Here is a 17,341-nt window from a genome sequence, read left to right as displayed (position 1 = left end):
GGGGCGGGTGGATGGGAGAACCACGTCCCCCCGGCGAAGCCGAAACCATCGGCCAAGGCCGCAGAAGAGGACGGGCGGAGACCCGCGCGAACAACGGGCGGGGGAGAAACCACTGCGTTCATCCCGGTGTGAATCGGGCAAGAACGCCTATCGCAGCCGTTACGTGATCTCCCAGAGAACTCTCAGGATATATTCGCCCCTGTGCTGATCTCGGCGCCTCCGTCTGCGGCGGCCATCGTGGAACCAAGCGGCGTTGAACCTCCGGGTCGGCAGCGGTTGCGCGTGCTTGATTTGCTGCGGTTTGTGGCGGCGCTTGGGGTGGTGTTGTTCCACTTCGGGGAGACGCGGGCGTGGGGGACGCCGAATGCGTTTCCGGCGCTCAGCGCGGTCACGATGTTCGGGTCGTACGGGGTGCGGCTGTTCTTCATGATCAGTGGGTTTGTGATCTTGATGAGTGCTTGGGGGCGGAGCACGGGGGAGTTCGCGGCTTCGCGGATCGCGCGGTTGTATCCGGCGTACTGGGCGAGCGTGATCGTCCTCGGAGCGCTGGCGCTGGCGGGACTGATCACTGATCATCGGCCGACGGTGTCGGAGTTGCTGGCGAATCTGACGATGCTCCAGCACGGGATGAAGGTCCGCGACCTGGAGATCGTCTACTGGACGCTCTGGCAGGAACTCGTCTTCTACGTGATGATCGGGTGCTTCTCGGCAGTCGGCATCACCTACCGGCGCTGCCTCGGATTCATGGCGGGCTGGACGTTCCTGCTGCTCATCGGTGAGCGGCTGGACATCAGCCTGCTCAAGGTGGTCCTGGTCCAGTTCAGCGCGCCGTACTTCATCGCGGGCATGGCCCTGTTCCTGATCTACCGATTCGGCGGCTCGCTGCTGCCGTGGCTGTTCGTGGCGACCGCCTGGATCCTCGCCCTCGTCCAACTACTCGGCGAACGTCCTCCAGCCGTGACACGCTTCGGGGAAGCCACGGGATCAGCCCTGGCCGTCGGCGTGATCTCGCTGATCTTCCTGGTGATGTGCCTGGTCGCGCTGGGCAAACTGGACGGCCTGGACTGGAAGTGGTTCACGGTCCTGGGCGCGGTGACCTACCCGCTGTACCTGTTCCACCACCACATCGGATTCCTGCTCATCCAGTGGTTACACCCGATCCTGGGCAACCGCCTCACGCTCCCCGTGGTGCTGCTGACCGTGGTCGGCGTGGCCTGGCTGGTCTACCGTCTCGTCGAGGTCCCGTTACAGCCCCGCCTGAAGTCGGCGCTGGCCCGCTCATTACGGGCCGACGCCTCCTGAAACGCTATTTCTTCTTCGGCCAGACCTCACCGGGCGCAAGTTCACGATCACCCAGCAACGTCGACACGGTCACGAACTTGTAGCCCTTCTTCTTGAGCGTGCTCAGCACGGTCGGCATCGACTTGACCGTCTCGGGGACGATGTCGTGCAGCAGGATCACCGCGTTCCGCTTCGCCAGCTTGAGCGTCCGCGCCGTGATGATCTTCTTGTTCCTGGCCTGCCAGTCGAGCGTCGACCCGGTCCACAGGATCTGCGGCAGCCCCAGTTCGGCCATCCGCGCCGCCACCCGCGCGTTCGTCGCCCCCGACGGCGGCCGCATCATCGTCGGCCACAACCCGATCGTCTCGTGAATCACATCCTGCGTGCTGGTGACCTCGGCGACGATCTCCTCATCCGTGAGGGTAGTCAGACTGGGGTGATCCCACGTGTGGTTCCCCACCTCATGCCCCTCCCTGACCATCCGCTTCATCATGTCGGGCCGATTCTCCACCTTCCGCCCCAACACGAAGAACGTCGCCTTCGCCTTGTACTTCTTGAGCGTGTCCAGCAACTCCGGCGTGTACGGCCAGGGCCCGTCATCAAACGTCAACGCGATGCACTTGTACTTCTCGCAGTACGGCTTCGCCACATGCGCCGACGCCGAAGGAACCACCAGAAACGAGACACACAGGACAGCCAACGCCACCCGCGAAACTCGCACAACACCACTAACTCTGCCAAACAGGGCAACTCTGACTTTATTTACGATCAGCCGCATGGTGCCGCATCTTAACGGCGGTTACCGTCTGCGGTCGCGTTGGCGATCTTTCAGGATCTCCTTGCGTCTTCGGACTTGGTGCGGTTGTATCCATACCGCTTTCGTTCTGTCCGCGCGTCCCCACTGCTGATAGCTGGGAGAGACGGTGGAGTTTCGAGTACTCGGGCCCGTCGAGGTATGGGACGGGGTGCGTAGCCTGCACCTCGGTGGGCCCAAACCCCGTACGCTGCTGGCCGCCCTGCTGCTGGAACCGGGCAGAGTGGTCTCCGTCGACCGCCTCATCGACATCCTGTGGCCGACCTCACCCCCGGGCAGCGCCCCCGCGCTGATCCAGACGTACGTCTCCGCGCTGCGCAAGGAACTCCTCGCGGCCGGCCGCGGCGAGGTGATCGAGACCCGCGCCCCCGGCTACGTCGTCCGTACCCGCCCAGGCGAGCTCGACTCCGAGCACTTCGAATCCCGCGTCGCGGAAGGCCGTCGCCGGATGGCGGCGGGCGACCTGGAGGGCGCCAGCGCCCAGTTCGCCGCCGCACTCGGGCTCTGGCGCGGCGAGGCCCTCGGCGGCCTCGGCGAGGCGCTGCGCACCGAGGCCGCCCGGCTGGCCGAGATGCGCCTGACCGCGATCGAGGAACGCATCACCGCCGACCTGGCCAGGAACGCGGAATCCGAGATCGTGGCCGAACTCCGCTCCCTCGTCGGCGAACACTCCACCAGGGAACGCCTCCGCGGCCAGCTGATGATCGCCCTGTACCGCCTCGGCATGCAGGCCGAAGCCCTGACCGTCTTCCAGCACGGCCGCGACCTGCTGGTGGACGAGCTCGGCATCGAACCGGGCCCGGAACTGCGCGCCATCCACGAAGCCGTCCTGCGCGCCGACGACACGGCCCTCGGCTGGACGAGCACCGACTCGACCCCCAGAACCCGGCCACCCAACCTCCGGCTCCGATTACCAGAGCCCCTCCCGGACCCGCAGCGGGACCTCAGCGATCAGCAAGCCGATCCGCGGGGACCTGCCGAGGCCGAGCAACGACGGGGGGAACAGCGCAGCGAGCCCACACTCGCGCAGCTGCCGCCAGAGCCGCCCGACTTCACCGGGCGGCGGCACGAGGTCGAGGTGCTGGCCGGGCTGCTGCTGCCGAGAGCGGGGAGTTCGTCGGTGCCGGTGGCCGTGGTCTCCGGGCAGGGCGGCAGCGGCAAGTCCGCTCTCGCCGGGCATGTCGGCCATCGGCTGGCGCGTGATTTCCCCGACGGTCAGATCCACGTCGAACTGCGCGGGATGAGCGACGCCCCGGCCACGCCGGAGGAGGTCCTCGGCCGGCTCCTCCGCGAGCTGGGCGCGGACCAGGTCAACCTCCCGACCGGCAGGGAGGAACGGGCCGCCCGCTACCGTTCGCTGCTGGCCGGCCGCCGCATCCTGATCGTGCTCGACGACGCGGCCGACGAACGCCAGGTCCGCCCGCTGCTGCCGGGCACCCCGGGCCCGGCCGTCCTGATCACCTCGCGCAACCGCCTGGCCGGCCTGGCCGGCGCGGCCTTCACCGAACTGGCCGTGCTGAGCCCGGACGAAGGGGTCGAACTTCTCACCAGGATCGTCGGCCCCGAACGGGTGGGCCGGGAAGGCTCGTCGGCCCGCCGGATCGTCGCCCTGTGCGGCCATCTCCCGCTGGCGATCCGCATCGCGGGCGCCAAGCTCACCTCCCGCCGCGCCTGGTCCCTCGACCTGATGGCAGAACGCCTGACCAGCGAACTCCGCCGCCTGGACGAACTCGCCGTCGGCGACCAGGAGGTCCGCGCCGGAATCCAGCTCAGCTACCGCGCCCTGCCGGATCCGGCCCGGCGCGCCCTGCGCCTGCTCGGCCTGCTGGGCCTGCCCGGCTTCTGCGCCGCCACCGTGGGCGCCCTCCTCGAACTCCCCCGCTACCTGGCCGAGGACCTCCTCGAAGGGCTGGTCGACGCCCAGCTCGTCGAGCACATCGGCACCGACGGCCTCGGCGACCTGCGCTACCGCATCCACGACCTGGTCCGCATCTTCGCCCGCGAACGCGCCGAATCCGAGGACCAGCCGCACGACAGGGAAGCCGCGGCGGAACGCGTGCTCGGCCGCTGGCTCTGGCTGATCCAGCAGATCACGCTGGCCGCGCCGTCGGGCTCGATCCACCTCCGGGAGGAGTACCCGCACGCCATCGAGGCCGACCCGGCGCTGGCCGAGCCGGTATTGGCCGACCCGCGCGCCTGGTTCGAGGCCGAGCAGGACAGCCTGGTCGTCGGCGTCGAGGTGGCCGCCGCGATGGACCTGGACGAGCTGGCGGGCGAGCTCGCCTCCGCGCTGTGCGGTTCGGTCTTCGTGGTGCACAACCGCCTCCAGGCCTGGACCCGCACTCACGACGCGGCCCTGGCCGCCGCCCGCCGGGCCGGCAACAAGCACGGCGAGGCCCGCCTGCTGGCCGAACTCGGCGAGCTCAAATACGCCCAGGACCGCTTCGCGGAGGCGCGCGAGTGCCTGGACGAGGCGCTGCTCATGTTCCGCCAGGTGGGCGACGCGCAGGGCGAGACCTCCGCGCTGGCCACGCTGGGCGCGTCCTGCCGGGAGCAGGCCCGCTTCGGCGCGGCGCTGGAATACCTGGACGCGGCCAGGGCCTCCGCCCACGCGATGGGCGACGACGCCGCGATCGGCCAGGTCACCCGGCTGCGCGGCTCGGTACGGCTGGAGCTCGGCGACTTCCCCGGCGCGCGCGAGGACCTGGCCGAGTCGCTGACCGCCTACCGGAGCGCGGGCAGCCGCAGGGGCGAGGCGCTGACCCTGCGCAGCCTGTCCCTGGTGCACCGGGCCATGGGCGAGCTGACCCCGGCCGAGGAGCTGGCCGCGCGGTCGCTCGCCATCTTCCGCGAGGTCGGCGACGAGCTGTTCGAGGCGTTCGGCGTCCAGGCATGGGCGAAGACCCGCCTGCGCCAGGGCCGTTTCGACGGCCTGGAGGCGCAGCTGGAGAACGCCCTGGCCGTTTCCCGCCGGTCGGCCGACCGTTTCGGGGCCGCGCTCAGCCTGCGCACGCTGGGCGAACTCCACCTGGCCATGGCGGACTACGGCCGGGCGGAGTCCAGCTTCGAGGAATCCATCAGGTTGTGGGACGAACTCGACCTGCCTCTCTTCCGGGCCCGTACCCTCCGGGATGTGGCCCGGCTGCGGGACCGCCGCGGCGAGGACGCCGCCGCGGCGGAGATTCGCGAAGCCGCCCTGCGGATCTTCCACGGGTGCGGCGCCCGGGAGTACGCGGAACTGCTCGCCGAACGGGATCAGGGCCAGTCGAGCGGGCTGTAGAGTGCGGCGTCCGCGCCGGTCAGGGCGGCCCAGTAGCGGTCGCCGTAGGACCAGTGCCACCACTCGGTCGGGTAGTTGACCAGGCCGGCGGCGGTCAGGGCGGCGATCAGGATGGCCCGGTTCTCGCGGGCGGCCGGGGGCAGGCCGGGGGCGTTGGTGTAGCAGGCGTCGTCGCTCTCCTCGGGGCTGGCGTTGACCTCGGTGCCCATCGGCAGTTCGAGCCCTTCGGCCGTACAGAGGGTGAGATCGATGGCCCCGCCGCTGACGTGCGGGCCGACGGCCGGGGGCGCCAGCGAGCGGGACGCCTGGACCAGGACGTACTCCTCCGGCCAGCCGGGGTTGGCGTCGCGGAGTTCGGCGGCGTACTCGTCGAAGTAGCGGATCTGCAGGGAGAGCGGGCGGTAGCCCTCGACGACCAGGAATCCGAGCCCGGGGGGCAGGTGTTTCTGGGCGGTCGTGAGGCGTTCGGCGACGCCGGACCTGAGCCGGGTGTACGCGCTGACGGTGTCGGCCAGCCGGTTGTCGAGCCGTACGCCGGGGATGTCGCGGACGTCGACGAGCGGTTCGCCGCACTCCTCGACGGGCACCTGCGCCACTCTGGGGTCCGACATGAGGATGATCTCGTGCATCGTTCTCGTCTCCGTATACGGGTGAAGCCGGTGGGCGTCGGGGTAGTCGACGTCCACCGGCGGGGGGTTGCGGCGGGTTTGCTAGCAGTTGGGGATCACTACCCCGCTGTTGTCCTTGGCTTCGTCATTGCCCCAGCGGGAGAGGTAGTAGGCGGAGACGTACTGGTTCTGCCAGGGGCTGCCGCTGTCCAGGTCGGTCTTCAGCCACCAGTGGTTGAAGGCGCCGCTCACCTGGACGACCGGGCCCCAGACCTTGCAGTACACGTAGTTGGTGCCGGCGTTCAGGGTGCCGGTGCGGGCGCCGCCCGGGGTGGAGTAGCCGGGGGCTGCGGCGAAGGTGTCGACCCAGTACTTGCCCTGCGTGGGCGGCTGGGTCGGCGGGGTGGAGCCGACGCCGACGGGGGCGGAGTAGCCGACGATGCTGGCCGAGGAGCGGGTGTAGCTGCGCGCCCTGGTCATGCTCGGGGTGCCGCTGTTGCCCTCGATCGTGTAGACCGTGCTCGCGTTGGCCGAGCTCACGATGCCGACGTGGTTGATCACCCCGTCGCCTTCCCAGTCGAAGACGACCGCGTCACCCGGTTCTGGGGTGTAGCCGCTGCTGCGGGTGTGCCAGGTGCCGTACGTGGTGCCGTAGTCCTTGAACGAGGCGGCGACACCGGTGAGGACGCCCCCGCTGCCCTCCGCGATGTTGGCGTAGGTGACTCCGGCGTTCTTCCAGACGTACTTGGCGAAGTCGGCGCACCAGTCGCTCTCCCGCCAGCGCACCCCGTCCGTGGTCGGGCAGGAGGACGTGGCCGGCTTCCAGGTCCGGAAGACCCCCGTGTAGTAGTTGCAGACGCCCCACGTGCTCTGCGGTCCCGCGCCGTGGTTGCGGGAGGCGTTGTTCAGTTCCGTCTGGGCGACGGAGACGATCTGGGCTCGGGTGGCGGCGGCCGACGCCGGTCCTGCCGCGATCGTGACCAGACCGGCGGCGATGACGAGCGCGGTCGCGGCGCCGCTGATGAGCTGCCTGAGTGCCATCGGATTTCCCTTCGGGTGCTGCTCGGGTGGTCTGACCATCCACCGGCCCGCTTCAAATAGCCTTCAGAGCCGCTATAAGGCCCGTCTCAGCGCCGCTGGAGGAGTTCTGGAGTCACAGGACGGAAGCTCCTCATCGACAGCCAGAAACGACTGAGGAGGATCCCATGAAGATCACCAGCCGCACCGGGGCTCTGGCCATCGGAGCCGTGCTCGCCGCCGCCGCGATCGTGACCGTGAGCGGCTCGACCGCCAGCGCCACCCAGGCCGACTGCGCGTCCTGGCCCAACCCGGGCAGCGCCACCGGCACCAGCACCGTGTACCGCCAGGACGCCGGCCGCCAGGGCACCTACGCCGAGCTCCGCAAGGGCACGGTCGGCGGACAGCAGGTCGGCTGGGCGCGCCTCACCGGCACCACGAAGAAGGGCGACGGGGTCTGGATGGACGTCAGCAACAACGGCGGCGCCAGCTGGACGCAGTGTGGGCCGTACCTGGTCGACGCCGACGGCGGCGTGCCGTACACCCGCGGCTACGCCACCAGCACCTCCGCCAGCCGGGTGTTCCGCGCCTGCGGCCGGGTGAGCGGCGCCTTCTCGGTGTGCGGCCCCTGGTGGTAGACCGTAAAGCCTGACGCGGTGGTTCCCGGTCCTCGATAGAGGGCCGGGTTCACCCATTAAGGTGGGCATACACCGCATTCTTGAGGGGTACGCATGCCGCAGTTCCGCGCTGTTTTCGACACCATGGTGGCCTACAAAGCAGGCCAGGCCGTCGTCGCGCCGGACGGCCGATCCTTCAAGCTCTCCTCCAACGAGTCACCCGAGCCGCCGCTCCCCAGCGTGGTCCGCGCCATCGCGGAGGCGGCCACCCAGATCCACCGCTACCCGGACCCGGCCGCCGGCCGCCTGATCGAGGCCCTCGCCGCCCGGTACGGCGTGCCCGCCGAGCACCTCGCGCTCGGCGCGGGCTCGGTCACCGTGGCCCAGCAGCTCTTCGAGGCCGTCGGCGAACCCGGCGCCGAAGTGATCTACGCCTGGCGCTCGTTCGAGGCCTACCCGCTCCTGGCCGACCTGTCCGGCGTCACCTCGGTCCGCGTCCCGCTCAAGGACGAGACGCACGACCTGGACGCGATGGCCGACGCGATCACGCAGAACACCCGGATGATCCTGGTCTGCAACCCGAACAACCCGACCGGCACCGCCAACCGGGCCGGCGAGCTCAAGCGTTTCCTGGACCGGGTCCCCGAGCACGTGCTGGTCATCCTGGACGAGGCCTACCGCGAGTACGTCCGCGACGCCGAGGTGCCGGACGGCCTGACCATCTACCGGGACCGGCCGAACGTGGCCGTGCTGCGCACCTTCTCCAAGGCGTACGGGCTGGCCGGCCTGCGGGTCGGCTACCTGATCGGCCAGGAGCCGGTGGCCGGCGCGGTGCGCAAGGCGATGATGCCGTTCGCGATCAACCACCTCGCCCAGGCCGCCGCCGTCGCCTCGCTCCAGGCCGAGCAGGAGCTGCTGGCCCGGGTGGACACCGTCGTCGCAGAACGGACCCGGGTGCGCGACGCGCTAGTCGCCCAGGGCTGGCCGGTCCCCCACTCGGAGGCCAACTTCGTCTGGCTCCGCCTGCACGCCGACACCCCCGCCTTCGCCGCGGCCTGCGCCGCCGCCGGGGTCTCCGTCCGGCCGTTCGGCGAAGAGGGCGCCCGCGTCTCCATCGGCGACCGGGAGGCCAACGACGCCTTCCTGCACGCCGCCGAGACTTTCCGGCGCGCCTGACGCGCGCTTCTCGGTGGACACCACCAGGGCGACCCCGACCACGATCACCAGCCCGGCCGCGACCATCGCGACGCTCACCGACTCGCCGAGCACCAGCACGCCGAGCAGCACCGCCACCACCGGGTTCACGTACGCGTAGGTGGACACCAGCGAGATGGGCGCGTTGCCGAGCAGCCACGCGTACGAGGTGAACCCGATCAGCGAGCCGACCAGCACCAGGTAGCCGAGCGCCAGCCAGGACCGCGCCGACACGTCCGCGAGCACCAGCCGCTCCCCGAACGCCGCCCCGGCGAGCACCAGCCCGACGCCGCCGACGGCCATCTCGACCGTGCTGCCGATGAACACGTTCTTCGGCATCGGGATGCGCCCGGCCAGGAACGAGCCGAGCGACCAGGAAACGGACGCGATCAGGATGATGGCGACCCCGCCCGGTGACGACGAGCTGCCACCGTCCAGTGACAGAACAGCCACCCCGCCGAATCCGACCAGAACCCCGGTCAGGGTGAGTATGGGGGGTTTATCCCGGAACACCACTCGCAGCACGATCAGCCACAGCGGTGTCGAGGCCACCAGCAGCGCGGCCAGGCCGGTGCCGATGTACTGCTCGGCCACCGCCACCATGCCGTTGCCGCCGGTCAGCAGGAGCACGCCGACCAGGGCCGCGCCGCCGAACTCGCGCCAGGTCATGCGCAGGGCCCGGCCGCCGAGGCGGAGCAGCAGGAACGTGCCCAGGATCAGCGCGGCCGTGACGAACCGCAGACCGCCGCTGAGCATCGGCGGCATCGTCTCGATCGCGATGGCGATGCCCAGGTAGGTCGAGCCCCACACCACGTAGACGGTGGCGAGCGCGACCCAGACCCGCATGTCACGAGTGTTCTGACCCATGGCTCATGACAATAGCGATGAAGTCCGACATTTCGTGACACGGGGTCGGGTGGGCAGGTCCCCACGACGCGCCCACCCGACCCCGTGCTAGCGGTTGAGCTTCTCGACGATCAACCGGTAGAGCTGCCGGGGGCGGCCCGGCTGTGGTGTCCGGTTCGGCGGAAGCGGCCACGCGAGTCCCTCGTCGACCAGCGTGCGCAACAATCGCCTAGCCGTACGCGGGGTGACGCCGAGCATCTTGCCGGCACCCTCCGCGTCCACGACCGTGTCCCCGCCCTCCAGCTTGGCGGCCAGCCGGGCGAGCACCTCCACCCCTTTGGGCTTGACCGGACCCGCCGACTGCGGAGGCATCCGAGGTGGCGGGACGAGCGCCCGGCCCTCCCGGTCCACCGCGAACCCCTGCGCCTGCTTGCCCGCCTGGGTTCTGGCCAGCGCCGCTCTGGCGTGGGTCTCCGCGTCATGGGTGGTACGTCCCATGCCGACCCCCACCTCGACCGCGAGGCCCAGTTCGTCCCGGATTCGCGCGGCGAACGGCAACACGCGGAAGCCGTCCGTCGCCCCGGCGATCGAGCCCCGGGTGGCGACCACGAGATAGCTGTGGTCGTCGATCGGCCACACGCTCGCGTTGATCCGGTTGGCCTCCTGCACCAGCAGGCGATGCAGCGACAGCCGCAGCTCGTCCCGCCAGTACCGGGGCGCCGCCCGCCGCACCGGTTCCCGCAGCGTCGGCACCTCGACCAGAATGACGGTGAGTTGCGACTCTTCGAGCCGGTGGTGCGCGCCGAGTAGCGCGGCCGTGTGTAAGGCGGTCCTGACCGCGGCCGAGGTCGGCCGGATCCTGATCGCCGGTATGCCCGCGGCCGTCAGCCGGTCCGCGACCCCGGGAATGCAGGTCAGCGCGCCGGTTGAGGCCCCCTGCCGGACGAGCCGTTCGTGGAATGCCGCGATGGTGCCGGTGGCGCCGGGTTCATCCCGGCTGTGCACCTCCGCCGCGGACAGTCCGAGATCGGCGTAGGCCTCGTCGATCTCCGAGCGGCTGAGCACGTCCAGGCTCACCCGCCGGGGGTCGATGCGGTCGTCCAGTGCGGCCCGCGCGATCGCCGCCGTGAGCGCGGCGCCGCCGAGCTGCACGTGCGTCGCCGGCATGGTCAGCACGCCGGACCGCCGGGCCAGTTCGTAGGGAATCGGACTGGCGAAGAGACAGGCGTCTACGCCACCGAGTCTGGTTACCTTGTCTGAGGCCTCCTGTTCGTCGCGATAGGCAGCGGCCACCAGGCGACAGGGCACCGGAGCCGCCGAGTGGCCCATGAGCATCACCCGCTCGACGAGGTCATGGGGTCCCACCACACCGATGGTGAGGTCCGGCGTCCCAGCGCCCATCCCGGCCCCCACCCGCGATCCGCGTGGAGACTCTTCCGTGCGCTCGACCAATGTTCGTCCCATCCCGCGCGCCTTCGTGGTTTCGCTTCCCCGGAAAGCTCCGGAATCCGCTCCTGGGAAGCTTCTCTTTGGAACGATCGCTCGCAACGGCCGTAATGTCACGCCCGGATTTGCCGGAATACCGTTCTGAGATGGGCGGAACGGCGATTACCAGCGGTATATGGCCTGGTCAGTGCCTTTATGGACGTGATTTTACTCGGAAGGGGAAATCTCGCGTTCCACATCCGCGCCGAGCGCCTGCATGCGCGGGGCGAGATCGGCGTGACCGCGATCGATGAGATAGCCGGTGTCGATTGTCGTCTCACCCTCGGCCGCCAGACCGGCGAGCACGAGTGCGATTCCGGAACGCAGATCATGAGCCGTGACGCGCGTTCCTCGCAATTTCACCGGGCCGTGCACGACCGCGCGGTTCTCGGTCACCTCAATGTTGGCGCCCATCTTGTTGAGCTCGCCCGCCAGCGCGAAACGGCCGTCGAAGATACGCTCGTGGATGTAGCTGGTCCCGCCCGCCAGGCAGGCCAGCGTCATCAGCGGGGACTGCAGGTCGGTGGCGAAGCCCGGGTAGGTGTCGGTGATCACATTGATCGGCCGGATGGGTCCGGCCCGGCTCACCTGGAGCACCGCGCCCTCGTCCTCGAAGACGACGCCCATCTGCTCCAGCTTCCAGCGGGCCACGCCGAGATACTCCAGCGAGCCGCCGACCAGGTTGACCGAGCCGCCGGTCAGCGCGGCGGCCATCATGAACACGCCCGCGTCCAGCCGGTCCGGCATGACCGTGTGCTCGACCGCGGTGAGCTCGTTCACGCCTTCGACGGTGACGAAACCGGTGCCGGCGCCGCGGATGCGGGCGCCCATCCGGGTGAGCATGTGGATGACGTCCAGGACCTCGGGCTCCAGCGCCGCGTTCTCGATCACGGTGGTGCCGCTGGCCAGCGCCGCGGCCATGACCAGGTTCTCGGTGCCGGTGTGCGACGGCGTGTCCAGGTAGAGCGGCGCGCCGGTCAGCCCGGCCGCCTTGATGTGGATGACGCGCTCTTCTTCGTTGACGATCGCGCCGAGCCGCTTGTAGCCGTTGTAGTGGAAGTCGAGGTTGCGGCTGCCGAGGTTGCATCCCCCGACACCCTCGATCACCGCCTCGCCCAGACGGTGCAGCAGAGCCGGGACGAACAGGACCGAGCCGCGGAACCTGCGGGCGATCTCGGCCGGGAGGACGGGACTGGTCAGTCGCGATGCGTCGATCACCAGGGTGCGCTCGGACTCGTGGAACTGCACCTTGGCACCGATGGCCTCGGCGAGCTCCGTCGCCCGCCGCACGTCTTCGATCGCGGGCACGTTGCGCAGCACGGTTCGACCCTCGGACGCGAGCAGCGCAGCCCCGATCATGGGCAGCACGGCGTTCTTCGCGCCCTGGATGAAGGCGGTTCCACGCAGTACATTGCCACCGCGTACGCGGTAACGGACCATGAAAAAGACTCCTCAGTTGGGGGTGTGGAGGAAGAAGCGGCTGGTGCGGTAGCCGGGTATCGGGCCACAGTAGCCGCTAAGGGGCGCGATTCGCGGGGGAACTACCCGGTGAGGGTGGTTCCGGTCAACCGCTGATAGGCCTCCACATAACGTTCGCGCGTACGTTCGACAATCTCGGCTGGGAGTCGGGGCGGCGGAGCGTCGGACGCGCGGTCCCAGCCCGAGGCCGGGGACGTGAGCCAGTCACGGACGAACTGTTTGTCGAATGATTCCTGTCGGTGGCCCGGTGACCAGCTGTTTTCCGGCCAGAACCGGGATGAGTCGGGAGTTAGGACCTCATCGCCCAAGGTCAGCACGCCGTCCGCGTCCCAGCCCAGTTCGATCTTCGTGTCGGCCAGGATGATGCCGCGTTCCAGCGCGATCTCGGCGCCTCTGCGGTACACCGCGAGGGTGATCTCCCGGAGCTGTTCGGCCACGTCAGGGCCTACTTCGGCGACCACTTCCGGGTAGGTCATGGGCTCGTCGTGCTGGCCCACGGGGGCCTTGGTCGACGGGGTGAAGATGGGTTCCGGGAGGCGTGAACCGTCCTCCAGGCCGGGCGGCAGCGCCACTCCGGACACCATGCCGGTACGGCGGTAGTCGATCAGCCCGGAGCCGGTCAGATAGCCGCGCGCCACACATTCCACGGGCACCATGGTGAGCTTGCGGCACAGGACGCTGCGCAGGTCAGGGCCCTGGCCGGCGATGTGGTTGGGCACCAGGTCGGCGAGTTGGTCGAACCACCAGAGCGACAGCTGGGTGAGGATCGCGCCCTTGTCGGGGATGCCGGGTTCCAGGACGTGGTCGTAGGCGGACATGCGGTCCGAGGCGACCATCAGCAGCAGGCCGTCGTCGGTCTCGTACAGGTCTCTGACCTTGCCGGAGTGCAGGTGCTTCATCAGCCGTTTTCCCAGGTCGGAGCGGCGATGTCGGTCCGGTGGAACGCGCCTCTGAGGCGGATTCCTTCGAGGGTGCGGTAGGCCGACGCACGGGCCTCCGCGAGATCGTTCCCGGTGCCGACCACGTTGAGCACCCGTCCGCCGTTGGAGACGATCTCCCCGTCGCGTTCCTCGGTGCCCGCGTGCAAGATATAGCCACCTTCAGCTTGGGGCTCCAACCCCGCGATGACGTCGCCTTTCACCGGATCCGCCGGGTAGTTCTCGGCGGCCACGACCACTGTCACCGCCGCCCCCCGCCGGTACGTAAGTGACTGCTGACCAGCCAACGCACCAGTGGCGCACGCCAGCAACAGCCGCCCCAGCGGTGTCTCCAGCCGATCCAACACCACTTGGGTTTCCGGGTCGCCGAAACGTGCGTTGAACTCGATGACGCGCGGGCCTTTCGGCGTCAACGCCAACCCCGCGTACAACACTCCGGTGTACGGAATGCCGCGCCGCGCCAACTCCGCGACCGTCGGCAGCACCACCTCGGTCATGATCTGCTCGGTGAGCCCCGCCGGCGCCCACGGCAGCGGCGTGTACGCCCCCATCCCACCCGTGTTCGGACCCTCGTCGCCGTCGTAGGCGCGCTTGTAGTCCTGGGCCGGCTGCAACGCCACCGCGCTCTCCCCGTCGCACAGGGCGAACAGCGAGACCTCGGGCCCGTCCAGGAACTCCTCCACCACGACCCGCTGGCACCCGGCCGCGTGCGACAGCGCCACCTCGCGATCCCGGGTGACGACGACGCCCTTCCCGGCCGCCAGCCCGTCGTCCTTCACCACATACGGCGGGCCGAACTCATCCAGCGCGGCGGCGACCTGCTCCGGCGTCGTGCAGGTGAACGAGTGCCCGGTCGGCACCCCCGCCGCGACCATCACGTCCTTGGCGAAGCTCTTGGACCCCTCGATCTGGGCCGCCGCCCTGGACGGCCCGAAGCAGGGGAAACCCGCCTGCCGGACGGCGTCCGCCACCCCGGCCACCAGCGGCGCCTCCGGCCCGATCACGACCAGGTCCACCCCGAGCCGCTCGGCCAGCGCCACGACGGCCACGCCGTCGGCCGGGTCCACCGCGTGCCGGGTCGCGATCTCCGCGATCCCCGCGTTCCCCGGCGCGCAGTGCACCGCGGAGACGGACGGGTCGAGCTTCAGGCCACGGCACAGAGCATGCTCACGGCCACCGGATCCAACGACGAGAACGCGCACGTGACGTAAGCGTAGGGGATGCGCACCGGGAGCCAGGATCCGCGCCCGCTTTTTGGCAAGTCCTGCATGATCGGCTGGTGAAGCTGGGAGTATCCTGGGAGAAGGCTGAGGTCATGTGTTACTTTTGACCTTTCCATGGTGTCTCGTGGCGATTGGAGGTGGTCCGGGTGAATCCTGGTGATCCCGTCAGTACGTGCAGGCGCACGTACGTCGTGCGCAAACCCGACCATTCCAATCAGGTGCCCGAGAGCACGTCCACGCCCTCCAAGGGGTGACTACGTTTTTTGCGTGGAACGTGCTGAGTCGGGCGGGAAGGGACCGCCATGCGCTCCGCCACGCTTTTCCCGAGAATCACCCGTGCCGTCGTGCGTACTGACGCGCCGCTGCCGGACAAGACGTTCCCCAGCGCCGACTCGATCAGTTCGCTGATCGAATTCGGCGCGTACATCGCGGGCAAGAAGGTCGTCGCCGACGGCATCGCCGACGCCGTCCGGCTCGTCCGCGCCCATAACAACGACAGCCCCCAGCCCACCGCGTACGTGTGGGTCGGCCTGTACGAGCCGGCCGCCCCCGAGGTCGACTGGCTGGCCGAGACCTTCGGCCTGCACCCGCTCGCCGTCGAGGACGCCATCAAGGCGCACCAGCGTCCCAAGGTCGAGCGTTACGGCGACTCCCTGTTCGTCGTGCTCAAGACCGTCGCCTTCGTCGACCCCGAAGCCAAGTCCGCGACCAGCGAGATCATCGCCACCGGCGAGATCATGGTCTTCGTCGGCCCCGACTTCGTCATCACCGTCCGGCACGGCGCGCACAGCCCGCTCGCCGACGTCCGCGAGAAGCTCGAAGACAAGCCCAAGCTCCTCAACCGCGGCCCCACCGGCGTCCTGCACGCCATCGCCGACTACGTCGTCGACAAGTACCTCTACGTCGCCGACCAGATGCAGGCCGAACTCGAAGACGTCGAGGCCGCCGTCTTCGCCGAGGTCAGCTCCCGCGACATCAACCGCATCTACCAGCTCAAGCGCGAGATGCTGGAGCTCAAGCGGGCCGTCGCCCCCCTGCTGACCCCCTTCAACGCCCTCCCGCAGCGCCGCATGATCCCCTCGGAGATGCGCGAGTACTTCCGCGATGTCGGCGACCACCTCTCCCGCGTCTGCGAGCAGGTGCAGTCCTCCAACGAACTCTCCGACTCCATCCTGCAGGCCGCCCTGGCCCGCACCAACGCCCTCGCCAACGAGGACATGCGCAAAATCTCCTCCTGGGTCGCCATCTTGGCCGTCCCCACCATGATCGCCGGCATCTACGGCATGAACTTCGACCACATGCCAGAAACCCACGAGGTCTGGGGCTACCCCGCCGTCCTCAGCGTCATGATCATCGCCTGCACCCTCCTCCACCGCGCCTTCCGCCGCAACGGCTGGCTCTGAAGCCCTCCTCCCCACCAGGAGGAGGGCCAGGCCATCTTCATGCCGTCTGGGCCGGCAGCCCGGAGACCTGGAAGACATATGAGACGACGACTTCCGCGTCTTCCGGCACGCCGAGGACGAAATGTTTGATCGCCTCGGCTCCGCTACGCAACTCCGCGAGAGTCTCGCCTGAGACGCCAGATCGGATGGGGGCGTCTATGGGGCTGGCATACCAGACGTCCGTGTCGAGATCGAGGGCGCGTTCTCTGCTGACGTGAAATGTCAGGCGGTGCACCGTGGAGCTCACTGCAACCAATCCTTTCCGAACGCGTGTTCAAAGGTCGGTCTGCAGGTCGTCGAGCGCGCGCACGGTGATTCCACGAACTGGAACGTTCGTGCGAGCTATCAAGACCTGACTCCGGTCGTACAAGAAGAGTAGGCGAACACCCTGCGTTGTCTCCGACCAATCGACTCGCAAGCCGTGGTCACGCGCCAGAGTGTAAATCCGATCCCGGATGTCCTGATAGACGGTCAACACAAAGTAATAATATCGCCACGCTAAGTATGGTGCCGCTCTGTGCTGGTCGGGACCGGGCTAGCGGCGGGCGCGTTCCAGGGCGTCCCAGAATCCGCGGCGGAGGGCGTGGCGGACTTCGTCGTGGAGGAGGAAGTCGATGGGGAGGGATGAGCCCTGGAGGAGGCGGGCTTCGAGGTCGGAGGGCATGCGGGGTTTGCGGGCCAGGACGGCTTCGAGCCAGAGGGCGGGGGCGTCGCGGGCGATCGAGTCGCCGAAGTCGTGGCCTTCTTTGTGGGCGGCCTTGACGGCTTCGGCGAGGGTGGTGGTGCCGGCGCTGTGGTTGATGGGGGCCGCCTGGGGGCCGGTGTAGGGGCCCAGCTGGGCGGCGGGGAAGCTGCCGGTGTTGGTGTCGCGGTAGGGGGAGACTGAGTTGCCTGGCGGGGTGCCGTTGTCGCGGTAGTGGGCGACGGCGTTGCCGGGGGCGCTGTGGGAGCCGGTGCTGGATTCGCGGTACAGGCCGTTGTTCTGGGCGCTGTGGCTGCCGGTGGGGGATTCGCGGTACGGCGCGAGGCTGTTGCCTGGGGGGTTGTACTGCTGGGCCTGCGCGACCGGAGCGGGGACCGGCGTGGGAGGCGGCGGCGCGGGGGGCTGGGGCTGCGG

General features: G+C 69.1%; 13 protein-coding genes and 2 pseudogenes. 5 read left to right on the top strand and 10 right to left on the bottom strand.

All coding sequences use genetic code 11. The features are described from left to right. Nucleotides 1–282: 282 nt before the first annotated feature. Nucleotides 283–1,302: an acyltransferase family protein gene (locus Acor_RS40000; protein WP_218034796.1), complete on the top strand. Its 1,020-nt coding sequence runs from the start codon at nucleotides 283–285 to the stop codon at nucleotides 1,300–1,302. Nucleotides 1,303–1,306: 4 nt separating this feature from the next. On the opposite strand, the gene Acor_RS39995 is transcribed toward Acor_RS40000, so the two are convergent. Beyond that, complete coding sequence (locus tag Acor_RS39995; RefSeq protein ID WP_155341981.1) at nucleotides 1,307–2,059, bottom strand: polysaccharide deacetylase family protein; 753 nt, start codon at nucleotides 2,057–2,059, stop codon at nucleotides 1,307–1,309. 145 nt (nucleotides 2,060–2,204) lie between these two features. Here Acor_RS39995 and Acor_RS39990 point away from each other — a divergent pair, with 145 nt between their 5' ends. After that, nucleotides 2,205–5,375: an AfsR/SARP family transcriptional regulator gene (locus tag Acor_RS39990; protein WP_155341980.1), complete on the top strand. Its 3,171-nt coding sequence runs from the start codon at nucleotides 2,205–2,207 to the stop codon at nucleotides 5,373–5,375. Here the strand turns inward: Acor_RS39990 and Acor_RS39985 are convergent. Both Acor_RS39985 and Acor_RS39980 read right to left on the bottom strand, forming a co-directional pair. Then, nucleotides 5,351–6,004: a M15 family metallopeptidase gene (locus Acor_RS39985; protein WP_155341979.1), complete on the bottom strand. Its 654-nt coding sequence runs from the start codon at nucleotides 6,002–6,004 to the stop codon at nucleotides 5,351–5,353. The two genes, Acor_RS39990 and Acor_RS39985, sit on opposite strands and share 25 nt — an antisense overlap. Before the next feature lie 81 nt (nucleotides 6,005–6,085). Beyond that, a complete protein-coding gene (locus Acor_RS39980) occupies nucleotides 6,086–7,024 on the bottom strand; it encodes a CHAP domain-containing protein (protein ID WP_170317344.1) in 939 nt (312 codons plus the stop codon). 164 nt (nucleotides 7,025–7,188) lie between these two features. Between Acor_RS39980 and Acor_RS39975 the strand changes: the two genes are divergently transcribed. Both Acor_RS39975 and hisC read left to right on the top strand, forming a co-directional pair. Beyond that, a complete protein-coding gene (locus Acor_RS39975; RefSeq protein WP_155341977.1) occupies nucleotides 7,189–7,638 on the top strand; it encodes a hypothetical protein in 450 nt (149 codons plus the stop codon). 93 nt (nucleotides 7,639–7,731) lie between these two features. Further along, complete coding sequence (gene hisC, locus Acor_RS39970) at nucleotides 7,732–8,793, top strand: histidinol-phosphate transaminase (RefSeq protein WP_155341976.1); 1,062 nt, start codon at nucleotides 7,732–7,734, stop codon at nucleotides 8,791–8,793. A 30-nt stretch (nucleotides 8,794–8,823) separates the two neighbouring features. Here hisC and Acor_RS39965 read toward each other — a convergent pair. The 5 genes and pseudogenes from Acor_RS39965 to purD form a co-directional block, all read right to left on the bottom strand. Then, nucleotides 8,824–9,657, bottom strand: a pseudogene (locus tag Acor_RS39965) (EamA family transporter); the annotation flags it as partial. Nucleotides 9,658–9,765: 108 nt separating this feature from the next. Continuing rightward, nucleotides 9,766–11,058, bottom strand: coding sequence for a transcriptional regulator (locus Acor_RS39960; RefSeq protein WP_155341975.1), 1,293 nt, complete (start codon nucleotides 11,056–11,058; stop codon nucleotides 9,766–9,768). Nucleotides 11,059–11,310: 252 nt separating this feature from the next. Then, complete coding sequence (gene murA / locus Acor_RS39955; protein ID WP_155341974.1) at nucleotides 11,311–12,582, bottom strand: UDP-N-acetylglucosamine 1-carboxyvinyltransferase; 1,272 nt, start codon at nucleotides 12,580–12,582, stop codon at nucleotides 11,311–11,313. A 101-nt stretch (nucleotides 12,583–12,683) separates the two neighbouring features. Further along, on the bottom strand, nucleotides 12,684–13,520 hold the full coding sequence (locus Acor_RS39950; RefSeq protein ID WP_155341973.1) for a phosphoribosylaminoimidazolesuccinocarboxamide synthase: 837 nt from the start codon (nucleotides 13,518–13,520) through the stop codon (nucleotides 12,684–12,686). Beyond that, nucleotides 13,520–14,761: a phosphoribosylamine--glycine ligase gene (gene purD, locus Acor_RS39945; RefSeq protein ID WP_155341972.1), complete on the bottom strand. Its 1,242-nt coding sequence runs from the start codon at nucleotides 14,759–14,761 to the stop codon at nucleotides 13,520–13,522. Before purD ends, Acor_RS39950 begins: the two co-directional genes overlap by 1 nt. Nucleotides 14,762–15,126: 365 nt before the next feature. Here purD and Acor_RS39940 point away from each other — a divergent pair, with 365 nt between their 5' ends. After that, nucleotides 15,127–16,185: a magnesium and cobalt transport protein CorA gene (locus Acor_RS39940; protein WP_246239812.1), complete on the top strand. Its 1,059-nt coding sequence runs from the start codon at nucleotides 15,127–15,129 to the stop codon at nucleotides 16,183–16,185. 37 nt (nucleotides 16,186–16,222) lie between these two features. Here Acor_RS39940 and Acor_RS39935 read toward each other — a convergent pair whose 3' ends face one another. Together Acor_RS39935 and Acor_RS45225 are read right to left on the bottom strand one after the other, a co-directional pair. Then, nucleotides 16,223–16,471, bottom strand: coding sequence for a hypothetical protein (locus Acor_RS39935; RefSeq protein WP_155341970.1), 249 nt, complete (start codon nucleotides 16,469–16,471; stop codon nucleotides 16,223–16,225). Nucleotides 16,472–16,759: 288 nt separating this feature from the next. Continuing rightward, nucleotides 16,760–17,341: pseudogene (locus Acor_RS45225) on the bottom strand (NYN domain-containing protein); the annotation flags it as partial.

This window comes from Acrocarpospora corrugata, assembly GCF_009687845.1.
Taxonomy (GTDB): Bacteria; Actinomycetota; Actinomycetes; order Streptosporangiales; family Streptosporangiaceae; genus Acrocarpospora; species Acrocarpospora corrugata.
This window is presented reverse-complemented; position numbering and strand designations above follow the sequence as displayed.

What these genes read in the sequence shown, in the direction of transcription:
- Acor_RS39995 (WP_155341981.1), bottom strand. Translation starts at nt 2,059, where the DNA reads ATGCGGCTGATCGTAAATAAAGTCAGAGTTGCCCTGTTTGGCAGAGTT.
- Acor_RS39985 (WP_155341979.1), bottom strand. Translation starts at nt 6,004, where the DNA reads ATGCACGAGATCATCCTCATGTCGGACCCCAGAGTGGCGCAGGTGCCC.
- Acor_RS39980 (WP_170317344.1), bottom strand. Translation starts at nt 7,024, where the DNA reads ATGGCACTCAGGCAGCTCATCAGCGGCGCCGCGACCGCGCTCGTCATC.
- Acor_RS39975 (WP_155341977.1), top strand. Translation starts at nt 7,189, where the DNA reads ATGAAGATCACCAGCCGCACCGGGGCTCTGGCCATCGGAGCCGTGCTC.
- hisC (WP_155341976.1), top strand. Translation starts at nt 7,732, where the DNA reads ATGCCGCAGTTCCGCGCTGTTTTCGACACCATGGTGGCCTACAAAGCA.
- Acor_RS39960 (WP_155341975.1), bottom strand. Translation starts at nt 11,058, where the DNA reads ATGGGCGCTGGGACGCCGGACCTCACCATCGGTGTGGTGGGACCCCAT.
- murA (WP_155341974.1), bottom strand. Translation starts at nt 12,582, where the DNA reads ATGGTCCGTTACCGCGTACGCGGTGGCAATGTACTGCGTGGAACCGCC.
- Acor_RS39950 (WP_155341973.1), bottom strand. Translation starts at nt 13,520, where the DNA reads ATGAAGCACCTGCACTCCGGCAAGGTCAGAGACCTGTACGAGACCGAC.